This window comes from Nocardiopsis sp. NPDC057823, from assembly GCF_042797335.1.
GTDB lineage: Bacteria > Actinomycetota > Actinomycetes > Streptosporangiales > Streptosporangiaceae > Nocardiopsis > Nocardiopsis changdeensis.
The window spans coordinates 850,158-869,054 of record NZ_JBHVLR010000001.1 but is presented as its reverse complement, the minus strand read 5'-3'; the positions used below and the strand labels follow the sequence as shown (position 1 = coordinate 869,054).

The window sequence follows — 18,897 nt, the reverse complement described above, 5'->3', positions numbered from 1 at the left end:
CCGCGCGCCCACCGGTCCTGTCGCAGAGGTCTCCCCTGACCTCAGCCTTCGGGCAGGGCCACCGGCGCGAGTTCGTCGAACTCGTCGCCCGGGCCCGGGTTCGTCGGGTCGGTGGCGCCACCGAGGTGGTGCATCACCCCCCACACGGCGTTGAGCGCCGTCTGCACCGCGCCCTCGGCCCAGCCGGCCGTCCAGGACACGTCGTCGCCGGCCAGGAACAGTCCGCGGTACTCCTCCGGCAGCGAGTCCTGCGCGAAGTGCGTGAACAGGCGGCGCTGGTACCGGTAGTGCCCCGGCAGGTTGGCCTTGAAGGCGCCCATGAAGTACGGCTCGTCCTCCCACGACACCGTGACCGGGTCGCCGGTGATGTGCGAGCGGATGTCCACGCCCGGGTACACCTTGGCGAGCGAGGCCAGCATGACCTCCAGGCGCTCGTTCGGGGACAGCGGCAGCCACTTCAGCGAGTCGTCGCACCAGGTGTACGACATGCAGATGGCGGCGGGCCCGTCGGGGTCCGGCCCCTCCAGCAGGTAGGTGCCGCGGGTCATCCGGTCGGTGAGCGTCATGCTCATGACGTCGCGCCCGGTCTCGGGGTCCTTGTCCTTCCAGAACGGCCGGTCCACCGGCACGAACAGCTTGGAGGACTCCATGTAGTGGGTGCGCTCGATCGCGGTCCAGTGGTCGATCGGCAGCAGCGACTCGTCGCAGTCGACCTTGGACAGCATCATCCAGCTCTGCGCGGTGAACACCGCCGCGGCGTAGGTGCGGGTGGAGCCCGACGCGTCCGTCACGGTGATGTTGCCCGCCGCCGAGCCCTTCGCCGCGGTGCGGCGAAGGGCCGTGACGGCCGGGCGCGGACCGTCCGCGTGCAGCTTCGCCAGAGTCGTGCCCTGCGCCCAGTGGACGAGCTTGTCCGGGGCGTCCTCCCAGAGCCGTTGGGGAAGCTGCTGGACACCGCCGATGATGCCCATGTGGTCGTCGTCCGCGCCCGTGTACGTGACCCGGAGGATCTCCAGGATGGAGTTCGGGAAGTCGGTGTCCCAGCCACCGGTGCCGAATCCCACTTGTCCGAAGATCTCACGGTGGCGGAAGGAAGCGAAAGCCGGAGAATCACACAAAAATCCGTAGAAGGTCTGGTTGTCGAGCTTCTCCACGAGCTCGTTCCAGATCTCCTTCTGGGTCGCGACGTCGCGCTCGCGGATGGCGCGCTGCATCCGGGAGTGCTGCGCCCCGTCCTCCAGGGTCCGCTCCCAGGCGCGGGCGACCTCGCGGTACACCTCAGGGAGGTCGGCCAGGGTGGTCGCGTAGTGCGACTCGCCCTTGAGGTCGACGACGGTGCTGGGGGTGGTGGGGGCGAGCGGGTTGGGGAACGGCTCGGTGCGCAGCCCGACCCGGTCCACGTAGTGCCAGAACGCCGTGGAGGAGGGCGGGAAGCGCATGGCCCCCATCTCGGCGACGACCTCTTCCTCGTCGACGCCGGGGAAGCGCTCGGTGCGCAGGCGGCCGCCGATCCGGTCGGCCTCGTACACGACCGGCCGCAGCCCCATCTTCATGAGCTCGTAGGCGGTGACGATGCCCGACAGGCCGCCGCCGATGACCGCCACCTCGGTCCCGAGCCGCTCCGCCGGGATCTGCCCGAGCCCGGCGGGGTGCTCGAGGTACCGGTCGTAGGCGAACGGGAAGTCCGGTCCGCACATGTTCAGCGGCGGGTCCTGCACCGGGCCGGTGCCGGCGGCCGTGGGCACGGCAGACGTCATGAATCCCCTCCAGGGTCGGTGTGGCGGTGGTGGCGGTGCGGCCGGGAGCGGCCGCAGGGGTCTAGCGGGCGCGGGCCCGGTCGCGGCTCAGGGAGCCGTACAGCCCCGGCCTGCGGTCGTCCAGGTAGGACTGCCCCTCGCGGGCGCGGGCGATGGCGCCGAGGTCGACGTCGCCGACGAGCAGCTCCTCGCCGGCCCCGGCGCGCAGGGTCTCGGTGCCGTCGGGGGCGACGAGGGCGCTGCGGCCCGCGTAGCGCAGGTCGCCCTCGGTGTCGCAGCGGTTCACGTACGCCAGGTGGATCTGGTTCTCCAGCGCCCGCACCGGGACGATGCGGTCGGGCACGTCGGTGTAGGGCAGCATGAGGGCGGTCGGCACCACGAGCAGCTCGGTCCCGGCCAGCGCGTGGGCGCGCACGGGCTCGGGGAACTCGACGTCGTAGCAGACCAGCAGCCCCAGGCGGACGCCGTTCAGGTCGGCCTGGACCACCGGGGCGTCCCCGGGGGCGAAGGCGCCGCGGTCGAGGTCGCCGAACAGGTGGGTCTTGCGGTAGGCGGCCAGCCGGGCGCCGTCCGGGCCGGTGAGCAGGACGGTGTTGTACACCGCGTCCCCGTCCCGCTCCGGGAAGCCGTGGACGATCGCGACACCGGTGTCGGCGGCGATCCGCGCGACCTGGGCGGCCAGCCGTCCGTCGACGGGCTCGGCCAGGCGGGCGACGTCCGCGCCGATGTTGTAGCCGGTCAGCGACATCTCGGGGCCGATCAGCAGGTCGGCGCCCGCGTCGGCGGCGGCGCGCGCCCGGTCGGAGAGGCGGGCCAGGGCGTCGGCGGGGTCGCCGCTGCGGCCGGTGCCCTGGTCCAGGGCCACGCGCAGGGTCCGCCGTGCCATCCGCTCCTCCGTCCCTCGGGTCTGGTGTCCGCGGCGCCGTCGCCGCGGGGTCGGGGGTCTCATCGCCGCTGGTGGGGCGGCTGCGAGGCCGGGTCCACTCTAGGCGGCGGCACCCGTCCGAAGTGTGCGTCGCACATCAGATGCTTTGCGTATTTTCGACGCATTGATGTGTTTCTTTGCGTCTGTGTGCACATATGCACCGAACACGTGCGTCGGCCCCGGCGGCGCCCTCCCCTGGAACACGGCGGAGGGGGCCGGGAATCCCGACCCCCTCCGTGGGCTCCGTCTCGGCTCAGGAGCGGACCTCGACGGTGTCCTCGGCCTCCAGCGCGGAGCGCTTCATGCTGTAGCCGAAGTAGACCACCAGGCCCACGGCCAGCCACGCGCCGAACGCGATCCACACGCTCGCGCCCATGCTGGCCACCATGTAGGCGCAGGCCAGGACGCCCAGGACCGGGGTGACCGGAGCGCCCGGCACCCGGAAGGCGCGGGGCAGGTCGGGACGGGTCCGGCGCAGCACCAGCACGGCCACGTTCACCAGGGCGAACGCGAACAGGGTGCCGATGGCGGTGGCGTCGGCGAGCGGGCCCAGCGGGATGAACGCGGCCAGGACGGCGATCAGCACCGAGGTGATGACGGTGTTCAGGCGCGGGGTGCCCTTGGCGTCGACCTTGGAGAACGCCTTGGGGATCAGGCCGTCGCGCGACATCACGAAGAGGATGCGGGTCTGGCTGTAGAGGACCACCAGGACGACGCTGGCCAGGGCCAGGACGGCGCCCGCGGCGAAGATGACGGCCCAGATCGGGGTGCCGGTGACCCTGGTGAGGATGCCGGCCAGCGAGGTCTCGCCGTCGACGAAGTCGGTCCAGTTCAGCGCGCCGACCGCGGCGAAGGCCACCAGGCAGTAGATGGCGGTGACCAGGATCATCGAGAACATGATCGCGCGGGGCAGGTCGCGCTGCGGGTTCTTGGCCTCCTCGCTGGCGGTGGAGACCGAGTCGAACCCGATGTAGGAGAAGAACAGGGTGGCGCCCGCGGCGCTGACGCCCGCCATGCCCATGGGCATGAAGGGGGCGAAGTTGCCGTCCTGGACGGCGGTGACGGCGATGGCCACGAACATCACCAGGATGCCGATCTTGATGGTGACCATCACGGCGTTGACGCGGCTGCTCTCGCGCACCCCGGCGAGCAGGGCGAACATCGACAGCAGGACGACGATGGCGGCCGGGAGGTTGACCAGCCCGCCCTCCATCGGCCCGGCCAGCACGGCGGGCGGCAGGGAGAGGCCGGTGGTCAGGTGCAGCAGCTCGTTGATGTACTGCCCCCAGCCCACGCCGACGGCGGCCACGGAGACGCCGTAGGTGAGCATCAGGCACCAGCCGCAGATCCACGCCATGAACTCGCCGATGGTGGCGTAGCTGTAGGAGTAGGCCGAACCGGAGGCCGGGATCATGCCCGCCATCTCGGCGTAGGCCAGGGCGGAGAAGAGGGCGGTGACGCCCGCCAGCACGAACGAGATCATGACGGCCGGGCCGGCGACGGGCACGGCCTCGCCCAGGACCACGAAGATGCCGGTGCCCAGGGTCGCGCCGATGCCGATCATGGACAGCTGCCAGAAGCCCATGTGCCGCCGCAGGCCGGCGCCCGCGGCGCCCTCGGTCTCGGCGACGAGCTTCTCCACCGGCTTGCGCCTGGTCAGGCGCTCCCGAAGCGCGGGCGCACCGCCCGGGCGCGCGGGCACCCCGGGGGCGTCCGCGGGGGTCTTCTGGTCGACCACGTGTCACTCCTCGTTTCATACGCGGGCACACCGCTCCCCGGACGCGGGCACGCTGAGGAGCCCCGGGTGGGGTGCGGTGTGGGGGGACGGGCGCTCCCCTGTCCGTTAACGGAGGGAAAATGCCCTCAGCAACGGTAGCCGCGTTACCTGGGTAACATGACCCACATTCATTGCGTCTATCCGGAATGCGCGCGCGGAACATGCGTCCCAGCGCAAGAAAACGCACATCGACGTGATGGATTCCACATTAAATCACGCTGTGTGATGACACACGGGTGACCTGCACGTATACGGGAAACTCCCCTTCCCGAACGGTCCCGCCGCCCGGCGCCGCCCCGTCCCGGTCCGCGCGGGCCGGGACGACACCGCCAGGGCTCCCCCATCGGGCGCGGGAACACGAACGGCCGCGCCCCGGTAGGGGCGCGGCCGCAATGAGCACGCGTGGCAGGCAGCCGCCTGCGGCGGACGGGGGAACACGAACGGCCGCGCCCGGTGGGGCGCGGCCGTGGTGTGAGTGTGGGGCGGGTGTCAGCCTGCGACGGCGACGGTGGGCTCGCCGGGCTCGACCCCGGCCTCGCCCATCTCCTCGGCGATCCGCATGGCCTCCTCGATCAGCGTCTCCACGATCTTGGACTCCGGCACCGTCTTGATCACCTCGCCCTTGACGAAGATCTGCCCCTTGCCGTTGCCCGAGGCCACCCCCAGATCCGCCTCACGCGCCTCACCCGGACCGTTGACGACGCAGCCCATCACCGCCACCCGCAGCGGCACCTCCAGGCCCTCCAGCCCGGCGGTGACCTCCTCCGCCAGCGTGTACACATCCACCTGCGCCCGCCCGCAACTGGGGCACGAGACGATCTCCAGCCCCCGCTCGCGCAACCCCAGCGACTCCAGGATCTGGGTGCCGACCTTGACCTCCTCGGCCGGCGGCGCCGACAGCGACACCCGGATCGTGTCCCCGATCCCCTCCGACAGCAGCGCGCCGAACGCCACCGCGGACTTGATCGTGCCCTGGAAGGCGGGGCCGGCCTCGGTCACCCCCAGGTGCAGCGGGTAGTCGCACGCCGAGGCCAGCTGGCGGTAGGCGTTGACCATCACGACCGGGTCGTTGTGCTTGACCGAGATCTTGATGTCGCGGAAGCCGTGCTCCTCGAACAGGGAGCACTCCCACAGAGCGGACTCCACCAGCGCCTCGGGGGTGGCCCTGCCGTACTTGGCGAGCAGCCGCTTGTCCAGGGACCCGGCGTTGACGCCGATCCGGATCGGCACCCCCGCCTCGCCGGCGGCCTTGGCGATCTCGGCGACCTTGTCGTCGAACTTCTTGATGTTGCCGGGGTTGACGCGCACCGCGGCGCAGCCGGCGTCGATGGCCTGGAACACGTACTTGGGCTGGAAGTGGATGTCGGCGATCACCGGGATCTGCGACTTCTTGGCGATGACCGGCAGGGCGTCGGCGTCGTCGTTGGTGGGCACCGCGACCCGGACGATCTGGCAGCCCGAGGCGGTCAGCTCCGCGATCTGCTGCAGGGTCGCGTTGATGTCGGAGGTGCGGGTGGTGGTCATGGACTGCACGGACACCGGCGCGTCCCCGCCCACGGGGACGTTGCCGACCATGATCTGCCGGGTCTTGCGCCGGGTCGCCAGCGGGCGCGGCGGGGTGGCGGGAATGCCGAGATCGACGGTCGTCACGCTTGATTCACCTCGTCTGCCGCCGGAGGGAGGGGCGGCACTTGGAATTTCGTCCGGTTCACAGAGAAGGCGCCCGGCGCGCTGCGCGGAGCCACGACCGGGGAATCGACGCCTGTGCGGGGCGGCCGTGCGGGACGTGCCGCCGTTCCCGGATCGCGCACCCAGGTTACCCGCACCCCGGGGGGTGCCTCGCATCACACGGAACCCACGTATCGGGGCGGATCCCCGCAGACCGGGCGGGGTCCGGCCGAAGGCGGCCGGACCCCGCCCGGATGCGCGCGGCGGGCGCCCGGGCCGGCCGCGGTCCGCGGCCGGCCCGGGCCCGGTCAGCCGAACAGGCGGACCGGGTTGAACAGGTCGGCGATCAGCAGCACCACGCTGAACGCCAGGAAACAGGCCACCACGATGTAGGCGACCGGTGTCAGCATGGCCACGTCCACCGGGGCCGGTTCCGGCCTGCGGGTGAGCCTGGCCCAGCCGCGCTTGATCCACTCCCAGATCGCCCCCGCCATGTGCCCGCCGTCCAGCGGCAGGATCGGGAGCATGTTGAAGGCGAACAGGAAGAGGTTCACGCCCGCCAGGATCTGGATCATGATCGAGGCGGTGTCGGCGATGGGCAGCCCCTGGGCCATGATCTCGCCGCCGATGCGGGAGATGCCGACGATGCCCACCGGCGAGTCCGCGGTGCGCTCCTCGCCCAGGAAGGCGGCGGCGAACACCCCGGGGATCTTCGACGGCAGCGCGATGAGCGCCTCGCCGACGCCGATCATCATGTCGCCCATCTCCCCGGCCGACTCGGCGAGGGTGAGCGGGGCGCGCTCGGTGGCGAAGATGATGCCCAGGAACCCGACCGTCTCCATCTTGTAGACGGGGAAGCCCTGCTCGTCGGTGATCTCGTCGCCGTCGGCGTCGGTCTCGTAGATGAACTCGCCCTCGGCGTCGCGTGCCGGGAGCTCGTTCTCGATGATGTCGACGGTGAGCGGGAGCCGCTCCCCGTCGCGCTCCACCACGATCTCGGTGGGCCCCAGGGAGGAGCGGATGAGCTGGTTGGCGTCGTTCCACTCCGGGGTGGGCTGTCCGTCGACCTCGACGATGACGTCGCCGGGCCGCAGGCCCGCCTCGTTGGCGGGGGTGGGCGGCAGCCCCTCGCAGGAGTCGACCCGGCTCTCGGCCTCGGCGGAGACCACGCACTCGTTGACCACCGCGATCTGGGTGGTCTGCTGCGGGACGCCGATGCCCATGAAGAGGACGCCGAGCAGGATGGCCGCCAGGACGACGTTCATCCCGGGCCCGGCGAACATGACGATGAGGCGCTTCCAGGGCGCGCGCTGGTAGAACTGCCGGTCCTGGTCCTGCGGCCCCAGCTCGACGTAGGAGGCCTCGCGGGCGTCCTCCGCCATGGCGCGCCAGCGGGAGAGCTTGCGGCCGCTGTCGTCGGCGGTCTTCCGCGCCGGCGGCATCATCCCGACCATGCGGACGTAGCCGCCCAGGGGGACGGCCTTGACGCCGTACTCGGTCTCACCGCGGCGGAACGACCACAGGGTCTTGCCGAACCCGACCATGTACTCGGTGCACTTGATGCCGAACAGCTTGGCGGTGCCCAGGTGGCCGAGTTCGTGCCAGGCGATCGAGAACAGCAGCCCCAGAACGAACAGGACGATCCCGACCACGGTCAGCAGCAGGACCATGCATCTCTCCCTACACCGGTGTCAGGCCCGGCGTGCGACCAGTTCGCGCGCTCGGGTACGGGCCCATCCGTCAGCGGCGTACACGTCGTCGAGGGTGAGGCCCCCTGGTCGCTGGGACGCCTCACCGGGGCGTTCCGTTCGCTGATGCTCAGAGACTACCCGCGCGACGGTGTCCAGGATCGCCGGAAACGCGAGGTTTCCAGCGAGGAAGGCGTCGACGGCCTCCTCGTTGGCGGCGTTGTACACGGCCGGGGCGGTGCCGCCCGCCTCGCCGACCTCGCAGGCCAGCCGGACGGCGGGGAAGGCCTCGTGGTCCAGGGGCTCGAAGGTCCAGCTCTGGGCCCTGGTCCAGTCCATGCCGGGCGCGGCGTCGGGGACGCGGTCGGGGGCGCTCATGCCGTAGGCGATGGGGATCATCATGCTGGGCGGGCTGGCCTTGGCGATGGTGGACCCGTCCACGTACTCGACCATCGAGTGGACGATCGACTGCGGGTGCACGACGACGTCGATGCGGTCGAAGGGGATGTCGAACAGCAGGTTGGCCTCGATCACCTCCAGGCCCTTGTTGACCAGGGTCGCGGAGTTGACGGTGATGACCGGGCCCATGCTCCAGGTGGGGTGGGCGAGCGCCTCGGCGGGGGTGACGCCCTCCAGCTCCTCGCGGCGGCGGCCGCGGAAGGGGCCGCCGCTGGCGGTGACGACCAGGCGGCGCACCTCGTCGCGGCGGGCGGCCACGTGCCCCTGGGCGAGGCTGCGCAGCTCCTCGTCGGGCAGGTGGGGGAAGCACTGGGCGATGGCGAAGTGCTCGGAGTCGACCGGGACGATCTGGCCGGGCCGGGCCAGGTCGCGGACCAGCGGCCCGCCGATGATGAGGGACTCCTTGTTGGCCAGCGCCAGGGTGCTCCCGGCGCGCAGCGCGGCCAGCGTGGACTCCAGGCCCAGGGCGCCGGTGATGCCGTTGAGGACGGTGTCGCAGGGCTCGGCGGCGAGCTCGGCGACGCCCTCGGGGCCGGCGAGCACGGTGGCGGTGGAGCCGTGCCCGGCCAGGGCGCGGCGCAGTTCGTCCGCCTTGGCGGGGTCGGCGACGGCCACCCGCGGGACGCCGAACTCGGCGGCCTGCTTGGCGAGCAGGTCCACCCGGCCGCCCCCGGCGGCCAGGCCGACGACGCGGAAGCGGTCGGGGTTGCGGTGGACGAGGTCCAGGGCCTGGGTGCCGATCGAGCCGGTGGAGCCGAGGAGGACTACAGTTCGCTGCTGTTCTTGTCGCACGTCCCCATTGTCGCCCAAGCGGGGCACCGCCGCCGGGGCCTGTGGACGAACTGTCAGGTCCGCGGGACCGGACGCGGGAGCCGACCCGCGGGTCGGCGGGGAGCCCGGTGTCACGGGGGCTTTACAAGCGGCGCCCGCTGTCCTAACTTAACCGGTGGGTAAGTTACCTCACAGTTACTTGCGACCCCCGTCACCCTTTCCCCCATCTCCCTGCCCCCGTCCCCCTGCGCGGTCCCCTGCGCGCCGGCCTCCCCCGGCCGGCACCCCCCGATGGCCTCGGCGGCGCGACGACCCATCGGAAACCTCCCGTCCCTGCTCCCCCGAGGTTCCCGACACATGCCTTCCCAGACCCCGCGTCCCTCTCCCCCGCTCCGCCGCCCCGCCCTCGTCCGGCTGCTGTCCGGGCTCGCGGCGGCCGTACTGGCCGCGGTCCTGCTGACCCCGGCACCGGCCGCCGCGGCGATCGGCTCCGAGATCCGCTACGTGACCATCACCGGCCACGACGGCACCGAGATCAAGGCCAAGGTCATCACGCCCACCGGCGTCGAGGGCCCGCACCCCCTGCTGGTCATGCCGTCCGCCTGGGCCACCCCGCACCTGCTGTACGTCGGCGCGGGGGCCCGGCTCGCCCAGGAGTCCGGCTACCAGGTCGTCACCTACTCCTCGCGCGGCTTCTGGGACTCCGGCGGCGCCATCGAGGTGGCCGGCCCCGAGGACCGGGCCGACGCCAGCGCGGTCATCGACTGGGCCCTGGAGAACACCGACTCCGACCCCGAGCGCATCGGCATGGCCGGGATCTCCTACGGCGGCGGCATCAGCCTGCTCACCGCGGCCGAGGACGACCGGATCAAGGCGGTGGCCTCGCTCAGCGGCTGGGCCGACCTCCGGGAGTCGCTCTACCCCAACGAGACGGTCGACGTGCAGTCCGCCGAGCTGCTGCTGGGCGCCGCCGCGCTGACCGGCCGCAAGGGCGAGACCCTCCAGAACGTGGAGCGCGCCTACCGGCGCGGGGACATCCGGCCCGCCCTGGACATGGCCCCCGACCGGTCGGCCGCCACCAAGGTCGACCGGCTCAACGCCAACGGCACCGCCGTGATGATGGCCCACGGCTGGAACGACGGCATGTTCCCGGTCGGACACATCACCGACTTCTACGGTGAGCTGACCGGCCCCAAGCGGCTCATGATCGCCCCCGGCGACCACGCCACCCAGGAGATCTTCGGCGCGGCCGGGCTGCCCGACGAGATCTGGGCGGGGGTCGGCGACTGGTTCGACCACCACCTCAAGGGCGAGGACAACGGCGTGGACACCGCCGACCCCGTGATGGTCAAGCCCAACAACGGGCGCGGGACCTGGACCTCGTACCCGGACTGGGAGTCGGTGACCGGCGGCGAGCAGACCTTCTACCTGGGCGAGCCCAGCACGGACTGGGCCCGCTGGCAGAACAGCGGCGCCATGGGCGCCGACCCCGACACGGGGTGGGACTACCGGGTGCGCACCGGGATCGGCACCACCGCGGAGAGCGGGACCGTGATGCTGAGCGGCGCCCTCCAGCAGTTCTTCGACGTGCCCACGGGGGTGCTGCTGCCCACCGTGGACCGCTACCGGGCCGGGGTGTGGACGAGCCCGGCCTACCCGGACGGCGCCCGGGTGGCGGGCACCCCGGAGGCGACGTTCACGTTCACGCCCACCGCGAGCACGCAGTCGGTGTTCGTGTACCTGTACGCGATCGACGCCGGCGGCCGGGGCGCCCTGCTCTCGCACGCCCCCTACACGCTGCGCGACGCGAGCCCGGGCACACCGGTGACGGTGACGACCGAGCTGGCGCCGGTGGTGTGGGACGTGCCCGCCGGGCACCGGCTGTCCGTCGTGGTGGACACCCGCGACCTGCGCTACGACAGCGAGAGCACGATCGGGAACCGGGTGACGGTGTCCTCCCCCGAGGCCGAGCCCACCCGGGTGACCATCCCCTTCTCCTGACCCCGGACACCGGCCCCGGACCGCTCCGGCGGGGTCCACGTCGCCGAAACGGCACCGACGCGAACCCCGCCGGGTGCGTGACCGGAAAGCGGGTCGCCTGACCGGCGGCGCGCCGCACCACTCCCGCGGCACGGCGCGACCGCCCGGGCCGCCTCCGATACGGCCCCCGTGTCGGAGGCGGCCGTCCGCGTTTTCCCGAAAAACCCCGGACACAAACTCAAAGTAGTCATGTGATTACTTCATGTGTGCAAAGATGCGGTCCATGACCTCGTCCACCGCGCACAAGCTCCTGGCCGCCCTCGCCGCGGCGGCCCTCTCCGTCGGCGGCCTCGTCTACGCCGACCGGATGCCCGACCCCGCACAGGCCGGAACCGTCCCCGAACGCCTCCAGGAGGCGCACACCGCCCTCTCCGAGGCCGACGGGGTGGTGCGGCAGAGCGCGGCGGTCACCGAGGACCAGCAGCGGGCCGTGCTGTCCTACTGGACCCCCGAGCGCATGGCCGCCGCCCGCCCCATCACCGAGCTGCTCGACCGGACCCTGTCCGGCGCGCAGGGGGTGGTCCCCCGCCCCGAGGCCGAGCACCAGGCGGCCCCGCGCGACGACAGCACCGGGGAGAGGTGGACGGCCGGGGGCCGGGTCGTGCGCACCACCGGCAAGGTGTTCCTGACCATGGACGGGCGCGACTTCACCTGTTCGGCCTCGGTGGTGGACGCCCCCAACGGGAGCACCGTCGTCACCGCCGGGCACTGCGCCAAGGACGGGACCGGCTCCTGGGCGCGCAACTGGACGTTCGTGCCCGGCTTCGACGACGGGTCCTCGCCCTACGGCCGCTACACCGCCCGCGACCTGCTGGTGTCGCCGGAGTGGTCCAAGCGGGCCGACGACAGCTACGACCTCGCGGTCGCGGTGGTGAACACCGCCGACGGCAGGACCGTGCAGGACCGGGTCGGCTCCCAGCGGATCGCGTTCGACACCTGGACGGACACGCGGGTGCGCAACGGGGTGCAGGTGTACTCGTTCGGGTACCCGGCGGCCTCCCCGTACAACGGCCGGGAGCTGCACTACTGCTCCGGCCGCACCCGCGCCGACACCGGCGGGACCACCGCCAACGGGATGCGCTGCGGGATGACCCAGGGCTCCAGCGGCGGGCCGTGGCTGACCGGCTTCGACCCCGCCACGGGGGTGGGGACGGTGTCCTCGGTGGTGAGCTTCAAGTACGCCGACGACCGGCGGACCCAGTACGGGCCGCGGTTCGGCGAGGAGGCCCGCAGGCTGTACGAGCACGCGTCCGGGGCGTAGGCGCCGGCGCCGCCCCCGGTACGGACGGACCGCGGCCGCGGTCCCCGTACGCCGACGGCCCCCGCCCGGCAGTGAGCGGGAGCCGTCGGCGGCGGCTCACAGGCTGATGCCGGTGAGCACCATGACACGCTCGTAGGTCAGGTCCGTCATGGCCGCGCGCACACCCTCGCGGCCCACGCCCGAACCCTTGACGCCGCCGTAGGGCATCTGGTCGGCGCGGAAGGTCGGCACGTCGCCGATGATCACGCCGCCCACCTCCAGCTCCCGGTGGGCCCGGAACGCGGTCGGCAGGTCGCGGGTGAACACACCCGCCTGGAGGCCGAAGTCGCTGTCGTTGACCGCGGCGAAGGCGGCGTCGGTGTCGGCGACCCGCTGGAGCACCAGCACCGGGCCGAACACCTCCTGGCGCATCACGCGGCTGTCGGCGGGGGCGTCGGCCAGCACCGTCGGCGCGACGGTCACGCCGTCGCGGGTGCCGCCGGTGAGCAGCTTCGCGCCGCCCGCCACGGCCTCCTCCACCCACTCCTGGACGCGGACCGCGGCGGCCTCGTCCACCAGCGGGCCCACGTCGGTGCCCTCGTCGGCGGGGTCGCCGGTGCCCAGCGCCTCCACCTTCTCGACCAGGCGCGACACGAACTCGTCGTACACGGCGCCGGTGACGACGACCCGCTGCACGCCGATGCAGACCTGGCCCGCCTGGTTGTTGCCGAACAGGGCGACGCGCGAGGACGCCCAGTCCAGGTCGGCGTCGTCGAGCACCACGGCCGCGGCGTTGCCGCCCAGCTCCAGGGTGACGTGCTTGTGCGGGGCCCGCTTCTGGATCTCCCAGCCGAACGCGCCGCCGGTGAACGAGATGACCGGGAGCCGGGCGTCGTCGATGAGGCGGCCGGCCAGGTCGTTGGGCATCGGCAGCACCGACACGGTGCCCGCGGGTAGGTCGGTCTCGGCGATGATCTCGCCCAGCAGCAGCGCGGTCATCGGGGTGGCCGGGGCCGGCTTGAGGATGATGGGGGCGCCGACGGCGATCGCCGGGGCGATCTTGTGGGCGACCAGGTTCAGCGGGAAGTTGAACGGCGAGATCCCGAGCACCGGGCCGTGCGGGACCCGGCGGACCAGGGCCATCCGGCCGGTGCCGCCGGCGTCGGTGTCCAGGCGCTGGAGCTCGCCGCTGTCGCGGCGGGCCTCCTCGGCGGCCCAGCGGAACACGGACACGGCGCGGGCGGCCTCGACGCGGGACCACTTGATCGGCTTGCCGCTCTCCGCGGTGATCGTCTGCGCGATCTCCTCGGCGCGCTCGCCGATGCGGCGCGAGATGTGGTCGAGGGCGGCGGCCTTGGCGTGCGCGGGCAGGGCGGCGGCCTGGGCGGCCGCGGCGTGCGCGGCGGCGACGGCCTGCTCGACCTGGTCGGCGGTGGGCACGGAGACGCGGCCCGCGACCTCGCCGGTGTAGGGGTTGACGACGGTGAGTTCGCTGTCGCCGGTCGCGGCGGTGCCGGCCAGCCAGAACGGGTGCGTGGACATGGAAGGGACGCTAGTACCCGGACCCCGCCCCCGCCTTGTCCAGACTTGCCAGGCGGACGCCGCGGATTGGCCGCAATGGAGCATGTCGGCCCCCTCTTCTAGGGTCGTCCCACAGGACACACCGCGCACACCCGCACCCGAAGGAAGGCCGGCCCATGGGAGTCTCCCTCTACTACAGCGCCGAACGCGACACCCCGCTGACCGGGGACGAGCGCGCGACGATCGCGCGCCTGGCCTCCGAAGGGGAGGAGGCCCTGCGGGAGGAGGCCCTGGAGCTGTTCCCGGCCTGGCACGCCTCGGGCGAGATGCCCGAGGAGTACCGGTCGCCCGCGGAGGTCTTCGAGGGGCTGTTCCTCTACTCCGAGGAGCACCTCCACGGGGCGCAGGTGCTGGCCGGGTCCAGCAAGGTGCCGCCGCCCGCCTGCGGGTTCGAGCCCCTCTTCGCCCAGCTGCGCCACTACCTGGACGCCCTGGGCAGGATGCGCCGCGCCCTGCCCGGCGCCCGGTGGCACGTGCACATCGACGACGCCGAGATTCCCTGGACCGAGGACGGGTACACCCTGGGCGACGGGACCCCGTGAAGACCACCTCCGGTCGCCCGACTGGCGCCGGGGTGCTCTTTCGTACACAGTGGTGATGAGGGCCCTACCGGCTCGTTCGGGTCGGGTCCTCGGGTCCGCCGCCGACGACGGAAGCCCGGGAGTGCCCATTGCCGCTTGTCTACCGCACGCTCATCGCGGTCCCGGAGGACCAGGGGGACCCCATCGCCACCGCGTCGGCCGTGCTGTCCCGGTGGCTGAGCAAACGGGGGAACTCCGGAGCGCGGGTGGACTTCACCGCCTCGGGGCGCTACGAACTGAGCAACCGCTCCCGGGCCCTGGTCGTGCGGCACGACAACCCCGAGGAGGGCCTGTCCTTCCTGCGGCTGACCACCGAGTCCGACAAGCCCGACGGGGTGTGGCGGACGGTCGTCACCGTCGTCGTGGACCCGGAGCTGGCACCGTGGCGGTACCTGTGGCTGGACATGGCGGTGGACACCGCGGGCGCCTCCGAGCAGCCCCGGCTCGACATCATGCCGCCCGAGGCCGCGCGGATGCTGCTGGACGCCCTGCCCGCGCACGACGGCGGGCACCGGATCCCCCCGGTGCCGGTGATCGTGCGCGGCCGCGACGACACGCTGATGGACGCGCTGGTGTCCGCGATCCGCGACCCGGAGCGAAGACTCGCGGTGCTGGCGACCGGCGCCCCCGGCGACGTCACCGTCGCGGACTGGCGCACCGCGATGGCCGCCGCCCTGTCCCGGTGCACCGGGATGGGGTCGGTGTACGTGCTGGACTCCGCCGCCCAGGAGCGGATCGTGCACCTGCTCCCGGAGGGGATGGACATCCCCTCCGGCGGGGTGCGGACCTTCTTACCCGGGACGGGGGGCGACCCCTCCCGGCACCCCCGGATGAGCCCGAGCACCCTGGACACCGCCCGCGACGGGGAGCGCATCCGCAACTGGGTGGGCGCGGCGCTGTCCCGGCGGGTGCGCGAGAACGCCCTGGACATCGACCTGCCCGGCCCCCTGCGCGCGGTGGACGCCCTCCTGGACGAGGAGACCGAGGACCTGCGCCGCGCCCCCTCCCCCGAGACCGGCGTCTCCCCGGGCGTCGCCGGGGCGCATCCGGCGGGCGAGTCCGGACAGGCCGCGGACCTGGCGGCCGCCCAGGAGGTCAAGGCCCTGGAGCTCCAGGTGCAGCGCCTCAAGGAGGAGGTCACCCGGCAGGGCGAGCGGATCGGCGAGCTGGCCGAGGAGCGCCGCCAGCTGCTGGCCGAGACCGCCGACCTGGCCGAGGAGCTGGACGAGGAGCGCGGGCGGCTGCGCGGCGCCCGCTACGAGGTGCGGTGGCTGCGCGAGCAGGCCCGCGAGGCCGGGCTGTTCCGGCTGGCCGCCGCCCCCGCACCGCGCGACCCGGCCCTGCGCCCGCCCCGCAGCGTGTCCGAGCTGCTGGAGCGGATCACCGACGACACCGCGCTGCCGCACCTGTACTTCACCATCGAGGACCAGACGGTCTACGAGCTGTCCGACAGCCGCAAGGAGTCCCTGTGGGTGACCCGGGCCTGGGAGGCCCTGATCGCCCTCAACGACTACGCCCGCTACCAGTTCGACAACCCCGACCGGGGGCTGGGGTTCCACTCCTACCTCAAGGAGAACCCCGACGGGTACCGGGTGATCCCGGTCAAGCGGTTGGCGTCGCAGGAGTCGGACCACGTCCGCAACCGGGGCAAGCTCAACGAGAAGCGGTTCTTCCGGGTGCCGGAGGACGTGCACCCCGCCGGGCGGGTGCCGATGTACGCGCACATCAAGCTCGACATCGAGTACGGGATCTGCCCGCGGCTGTACTTCTTCCCCGACCTGGGGCCCGGGACCACCAACCGGGTGTACATCGGGTACCTCGGGCGCCATCTGCCCGTGCAGCAGTCCAACTGACCGCCGCGTACCCTGGGGCCCGTGATGGGAACGGACACCGGGGCCGTGCGGGCCGTGGAGGTACTGGCGGAGGACGCGTGGCGCGAGCGCGCCCGCCGCCACGAGGAGCGGGTGGACGCGCTGACCGCCGACCACCTGCGGCGCCGCCGTGCGGGCGAGCGCCACCCGGTGGAGGACTTCCTGTTCACCTACTACAACCTCAAGCCCTCCCGGCTGCGGCGCTGGGACCCCGGGGTGGGCACGGTGCTGGCCGGGGAGGGCGCGCGCGAGCGGCTGTCGGAGCGGTTCGCGGCGGCCGTCCCCGAGGGGGTGGGCCTGGACGCGGCCGCGTTCCTGGCGGCCCGGCCGGTGGTCGGCTTCGTGGAGGGGCTGCTGTCGGCGGTCGCCTCCCGGGACGCCCACCTGGGGTGCTTCGGGCTGCACGAGTGGGCGATGGTGTACCGCACCCGGGAGGTGCGGCACGGGCAGGTGCCGCTGCGGCTGGGGGCCGAGGGGACCGACCGGGTGGTGGAGTCGCACCGGATCCGGTGCTCGCACTTCGACGCGTTCCGGTTCTTCACCGAGCCGGCCCGGCCGCTCAACACGCTCCGGCCGACCCGGGAGACGCAGGCCGAGCTGGACCAGCCGGGCTGCCTGCACGCCAACATGGACCTGTACAAGTGGGCGTACAAGCTGTCCCCGGCGGTGCCGTCGGAGCTGGTGGTGGACTGCTTCGAGCTGTCCCGGGAGATCCGGGAACTGGACATGCGGGCCTCCCCCTACGACCTGCGGGAGTGGGGGTACGCGCCGGTGCGGATCGAGACTGCCGAGGGCAAGGCCGAGTACATGCGCCGCCAGGAGGGGTTCGCCGAGCGCGGCGCGGTGCTGCGCGGGCGGCTGCTGGACGTCTGCCGCGCACTGCGCGAGGCCGTCGCCTAGCGCCTGTTCTTGAACGCTCTCCGGTGCTTCCTGGGGTTTCGTGAGGCGCCCGGTGGGGTCCTGGAGGCCCGGAGGAGACGTCCTCGAGGAAAGCCTGTGGCCGTAGGCCATCCGTTGAGGGCGGTGGCGGGCGACGGGCGGGCGAGGATATCGACGCAGGCCCGAAGGTTCCCGCCCTCGGGGGGGGCGCCGAACAAGGTGGCCGGGCTGCGGCCGCAGGCCGTCCGTTGAGGGCGGTGGCGGGCGACGGGCGGGCCGAAGCGCAGCGGAGGTTCAAAAAGCACAGCCTAGGGGCGGGGCAGCGCGCAGGAGGCGGTGCCGCCGGGCAGGCGGTAGCGGTTGGCGGCCACCCACCGGTAGGCGAGGCGGTTGGCCGAGCGCAGCAGCGGCAGCCGCATCAGGCGGCCGACGGGCCGCAGCAGGGGCCGGGAGGACAGCAGCACCTCGGCGACCGCGTCGCCGCCGCTGAAGCGGCGCCCGTCGGGGTGGACCACCCAGGCGGCCTCGGAGGTCTGCTCGGGGGTGAGGCCGAGGGCGTCGAGGTCGGTGTCCTGCCAGGCCGCGAACTCCGTGCGCGCGCCCAGCCGGTCCCGCGCCAGCGCGACCATGCGCTTGCAGAAACCGCAGTCGTCGTCGTACAGGAACACTGCCATCGCGCTCTCCTGGCGGATACGGGTCCGGCGGGCGGGCCTGCCCCCGCCGGAGCGGCGGGACCCCGCCGCCGGGGAGGGGTCACATCCGGCCCCTACCCGGTCGGGGGCCGGCGAAGCGGGAGGGGGGCGAGGGGTGCGCCACGTTCGCGGCGCACCCCCGCGCTCCTCGGGCCCGGACCCCTACTGGAGCCTGCGCTTGCGGCCGAAGTAGATCGCGGCACCGCCGCCGGCGGCCGCGGCCGCGCCGGCGGCGACGAGCCCGGCGATGGCGGAGCCGGTCAGGGGCAGGCTCGGCTCCTCCCCGGCGGGGGCGGTGGGCTCGTCCGACGGGCCGGGGGTGGCGGGTTCGGTCGGGTCCACGGGGGTCTCCGGTTCGGTCGGGTCCACCGGGGCCGCGGGGTCGGTGGGCTCGACCGTGGGCGGGTCGGTGGGCTCGGGGCTCTCCGGCGGGGTGGAGGGCTCGCCGCCGGGCGACGGGGAGGGCTCCGGGGAGGGCTCCTCCTCGGAGCACTCGACCTTGAAGACCTTGTGCTTGGCGGCGTTGCTCTGCTGGCCCTCGAAGGTCCACTCCAGACGGTAGTGGCCGTCGTCGAGGGTGAGCAGTTCGGTGCTCCCCGCGCCCTCCCCGTCCAGTTCGAGCCCGCCCGACAGGACGACCTCGCGCTCGGAGGGCTTGCCGCCCTGGGTGAGGATCTCCCAGGTGACCTCCTGGGCGGGGTCGAACCCGTGGCCCACGACCTGGAACTCGCAGACCTTGGGCTCGTTCCGGTCGTCCTCCTCCGGGGTCTGCGGGGAGTGGATCTTGACGGTGCCGTTGTCGCCGGGCGGGGCGAAGGGCGCGGACGCGAAGGCCGGGGCGGCGGCCCCGAAGGCCAGGCCCGCGGCGAGCGCGGAGACGGCGATGACACGGGGCGCGCGGGCACCCGGACGGAAGTCGGGGGACAAGAGGGTCTCCTGGGGACAGAGATGCTTCCGGTAGGCGGGGA

14 protein-coding genes are annotated in these 18,897 nt (G+C 72.9%); 5 read left to right on the top strand and 9 right to left on the bottom strand.

Going from position 1 to position 18,897, the window contains the following annotated elements:
• Nucleotides 1-41 precede the first annotated feature (41 nt).
• The 6 genes from ACFVNO_RS03965 to dxr all read right to left on the bottom strand — a co-directional run bounded on the left by ACFVNO_RS03965 (nucleotide 42) and on the right by dxr (nucleotide 9,066).
• Nucleotides 42-1,757, bottom strand: a complete 1,716-nt coding sequence (locus ACFVNO_RS03965) for an NAD(P)/FAD-dependent oxidoreductase (RefSeq protein ID WP_355262436.1) — start codon at nucleotides 1,755-1,757, stop codon at nucleotides 42-44.
• Between the two features lie 61 nt (nucleotides 1,758-1,818).
• The gene (locus ACFVNO_RS03960) at nucleotides 1,819-2,643 is read right to left on the bottom strand and encodes a carbon-nitrogen hydrolase family protein (RefSeq protein ID WP_378889014.1); all 825 of its coding nucleotides are present in this window, start codon (nucleotides 2,641-2,643) and stop codon (nucleotides 1,819-1,821) included.
• A gap of 292 nt (nucleotides 2,644-2,935) precedes the next feature.
• Entirely contained in the window at nucleotides 2,936-4,420 is a 1,485-nt protein-coding gene (locus ACFVNO_RS03955; protein ID WP_220565214.1) for an amino acid permease, read from the bottom strand.
• Nucleotides 4,421-4,948: 528 nt separating this feature from the next.
• Entirely contained in the window at nucleotides 4,949-6,109 is a 1,161-nt protein-coding gene (gene ispG / locus ACFVNO_RS03950) for a flavodoxin-dependent (E)-4-hydroxy-3-methylbut-2-enyl-diphosphate synthase (protein ID WP_378889011.1), read from the bottom strand.
• A gap of 326 nt (nucleotides 6,110-6,435) precedes the next feature.
• Entirely contained in the window at nucleotides 6,436-7,797 is a 1,362-nt protein-coding gene (locus ACFVNO_RS03945) for a M50 family metallopeptidase (RefSeq protein WP_378889008.1), read from the bottom strand.
• Between the two features lie 21 nt (nucleotides 7,798-7,818).
• Nucleotides 7,819-9,066 carry a 1-deoxy-D-xylulose-5-phosphate reductoisomerase gene (gene dxr, locus ACFVNO_RS03940; RefSeq protein ID WP_378889005.1) on the bottom strand — a complete coding sequence of 416 codons (1,248 nt, stop codon included), beginning with the start codon at nucleotides 9,064-9,066 and terminating at the stop codon, nucleotides 7,819-7,821.
• Between the two features lie 336 nt (nucleotides 9,067-9,402).
• Between dxr and ACFVNO_RS03935 the strand changes: the two genes are divergently transcribed.
• On the top strand, nucleotides 9,403-11,046 hold the full coding sequence (locus tag ACFVNO_RS03935; RefSeq protein ID WP_378889002.1) for an alpha/beta fold hydrolase: 1,644 nt from the start codon (nucleotides 9,403-9,405) through the stop codon (nucleotides 11,044-11,046).
• A gap of 262 nt (nucleotides 11,047-11,308) precedes the next feature.
• The gene (locus ACFVNO_RS03930) at nucleotides 11,309-12,346 is read left to right on the top strand and encodes a trypsin-like serine protease (protein ID WP_355257037.1); all 1,038 of its coding nucleotides are present in this window, start codon (nucleotides 11,309-11,311) and stop codon (nucleotides 12,344-12,346) included.
• A gap of 96 nt (nucleotides 12,347-12,442) precedes the next feature.
• Here the strand turns inward: ACFVNO_RS03930 and ACFVNO_RS03925 are convergent, their stop codons facing one another.
• The gene (locus ACFVNO_RS03925; RefSeq protein ID WP_355257034.1) at nucleotides 12,443-13,867 is read right to left on the bottom strand and encodes an aldehyde dehydrogenase family protein; all 1,425 of its coding nucleotides are present in this window, start codon (nucleotides 13,865-13,867) and stop codon (nucleotides 12,443-12,445) included.
• Nucleotides 13,868-14,022: 155 nt separating this feature from the next.
• On the opposite strand from ACFVNO_RS03925, the gene ACFVNO_RS03920 reads away from it, so the two are divergent.
• The 3 genes from ACFVNO_RS03920 to ACFVNO_RS03910 all read left to right on the top strand — a co-directional run bounded on the left by ACFVNO_RS03920 (nucleotide 14,023) and on the right by ACFVNO_RS03910 (nucleotide 17,258).
• A complete protein-coding gene (locus ACFVNO_RS03920; RefSeq protein ID WP_220565945.1) occupies nucleotides 14,023-14,448 on the top strand; it encodes a hypothetical protein in 426 nt (141 codons plus the stop codon).
• 128 nt (nucleotides 14,449-14,576) lie between these two features.
• Complete coding sequence (locus ACFVNO_RS03915; protein WP_220565206.1) at nucleotides 14,577-16,340, top strand: hypothetical protein; 1,764 nt, start codon at nucleotides 14,577-14,579, stop codon at nucleotides 16,338-16,340.
• 24 nt (nucleotides 16,341-16,364) lie between these two features.
• Complete coding sequence (locus ACFVNO_RS03910; RefSeq protein ID WP_355257030.1) at nucleotides 16,365-17,258, top strand: 3-methyladenine DNA glycosylase; 894 nt, start codon at nucleotides 16,365-16,367, stop codon at nucleotides 17,256-17,258.
• 287 nt (nucleotides 17,259-17,545) lie between these two features.
• On the opposite strand, the gene ACFVNO_RS03905 is transcribed toward ACFVNO_RS03910, so the two are convergent.
• Together ACFVNO_RS03905 and ACFVNO_RS03900 are read right to left on the bottom strand one after the other, a co-directional pair.
• The gene (locus ACFVNO_RS03905) at nucleotides 17,546-17,911 is read right to left on the bottom strand and encodes a thiol-disulfide oxidoreductase DCC family protein (protein ID WP_220565203.1); all 366 of its coding nucleotides are present in this window, start codon (nucleotides 17,909-17,911) and stop codon (nucleotides 17,546-17,548) included.
• Between the two features lie 180 nt (nucleotides 17,912-18,091).
• Complete coding sequence (locus ACFVNO_RS03900; protein ID WP_378888994.1) at nucleotides 18,092-18,856, bottom strand: LPXTG cell wall anchor domain-containing protein; 765 nt, start codon at nucleotides 18,854-18,856, stop codon at nucleotides 18,092-18,094.
• Nucleotides 18,857-18,897 lie beyond the last annotated feature (41 nt).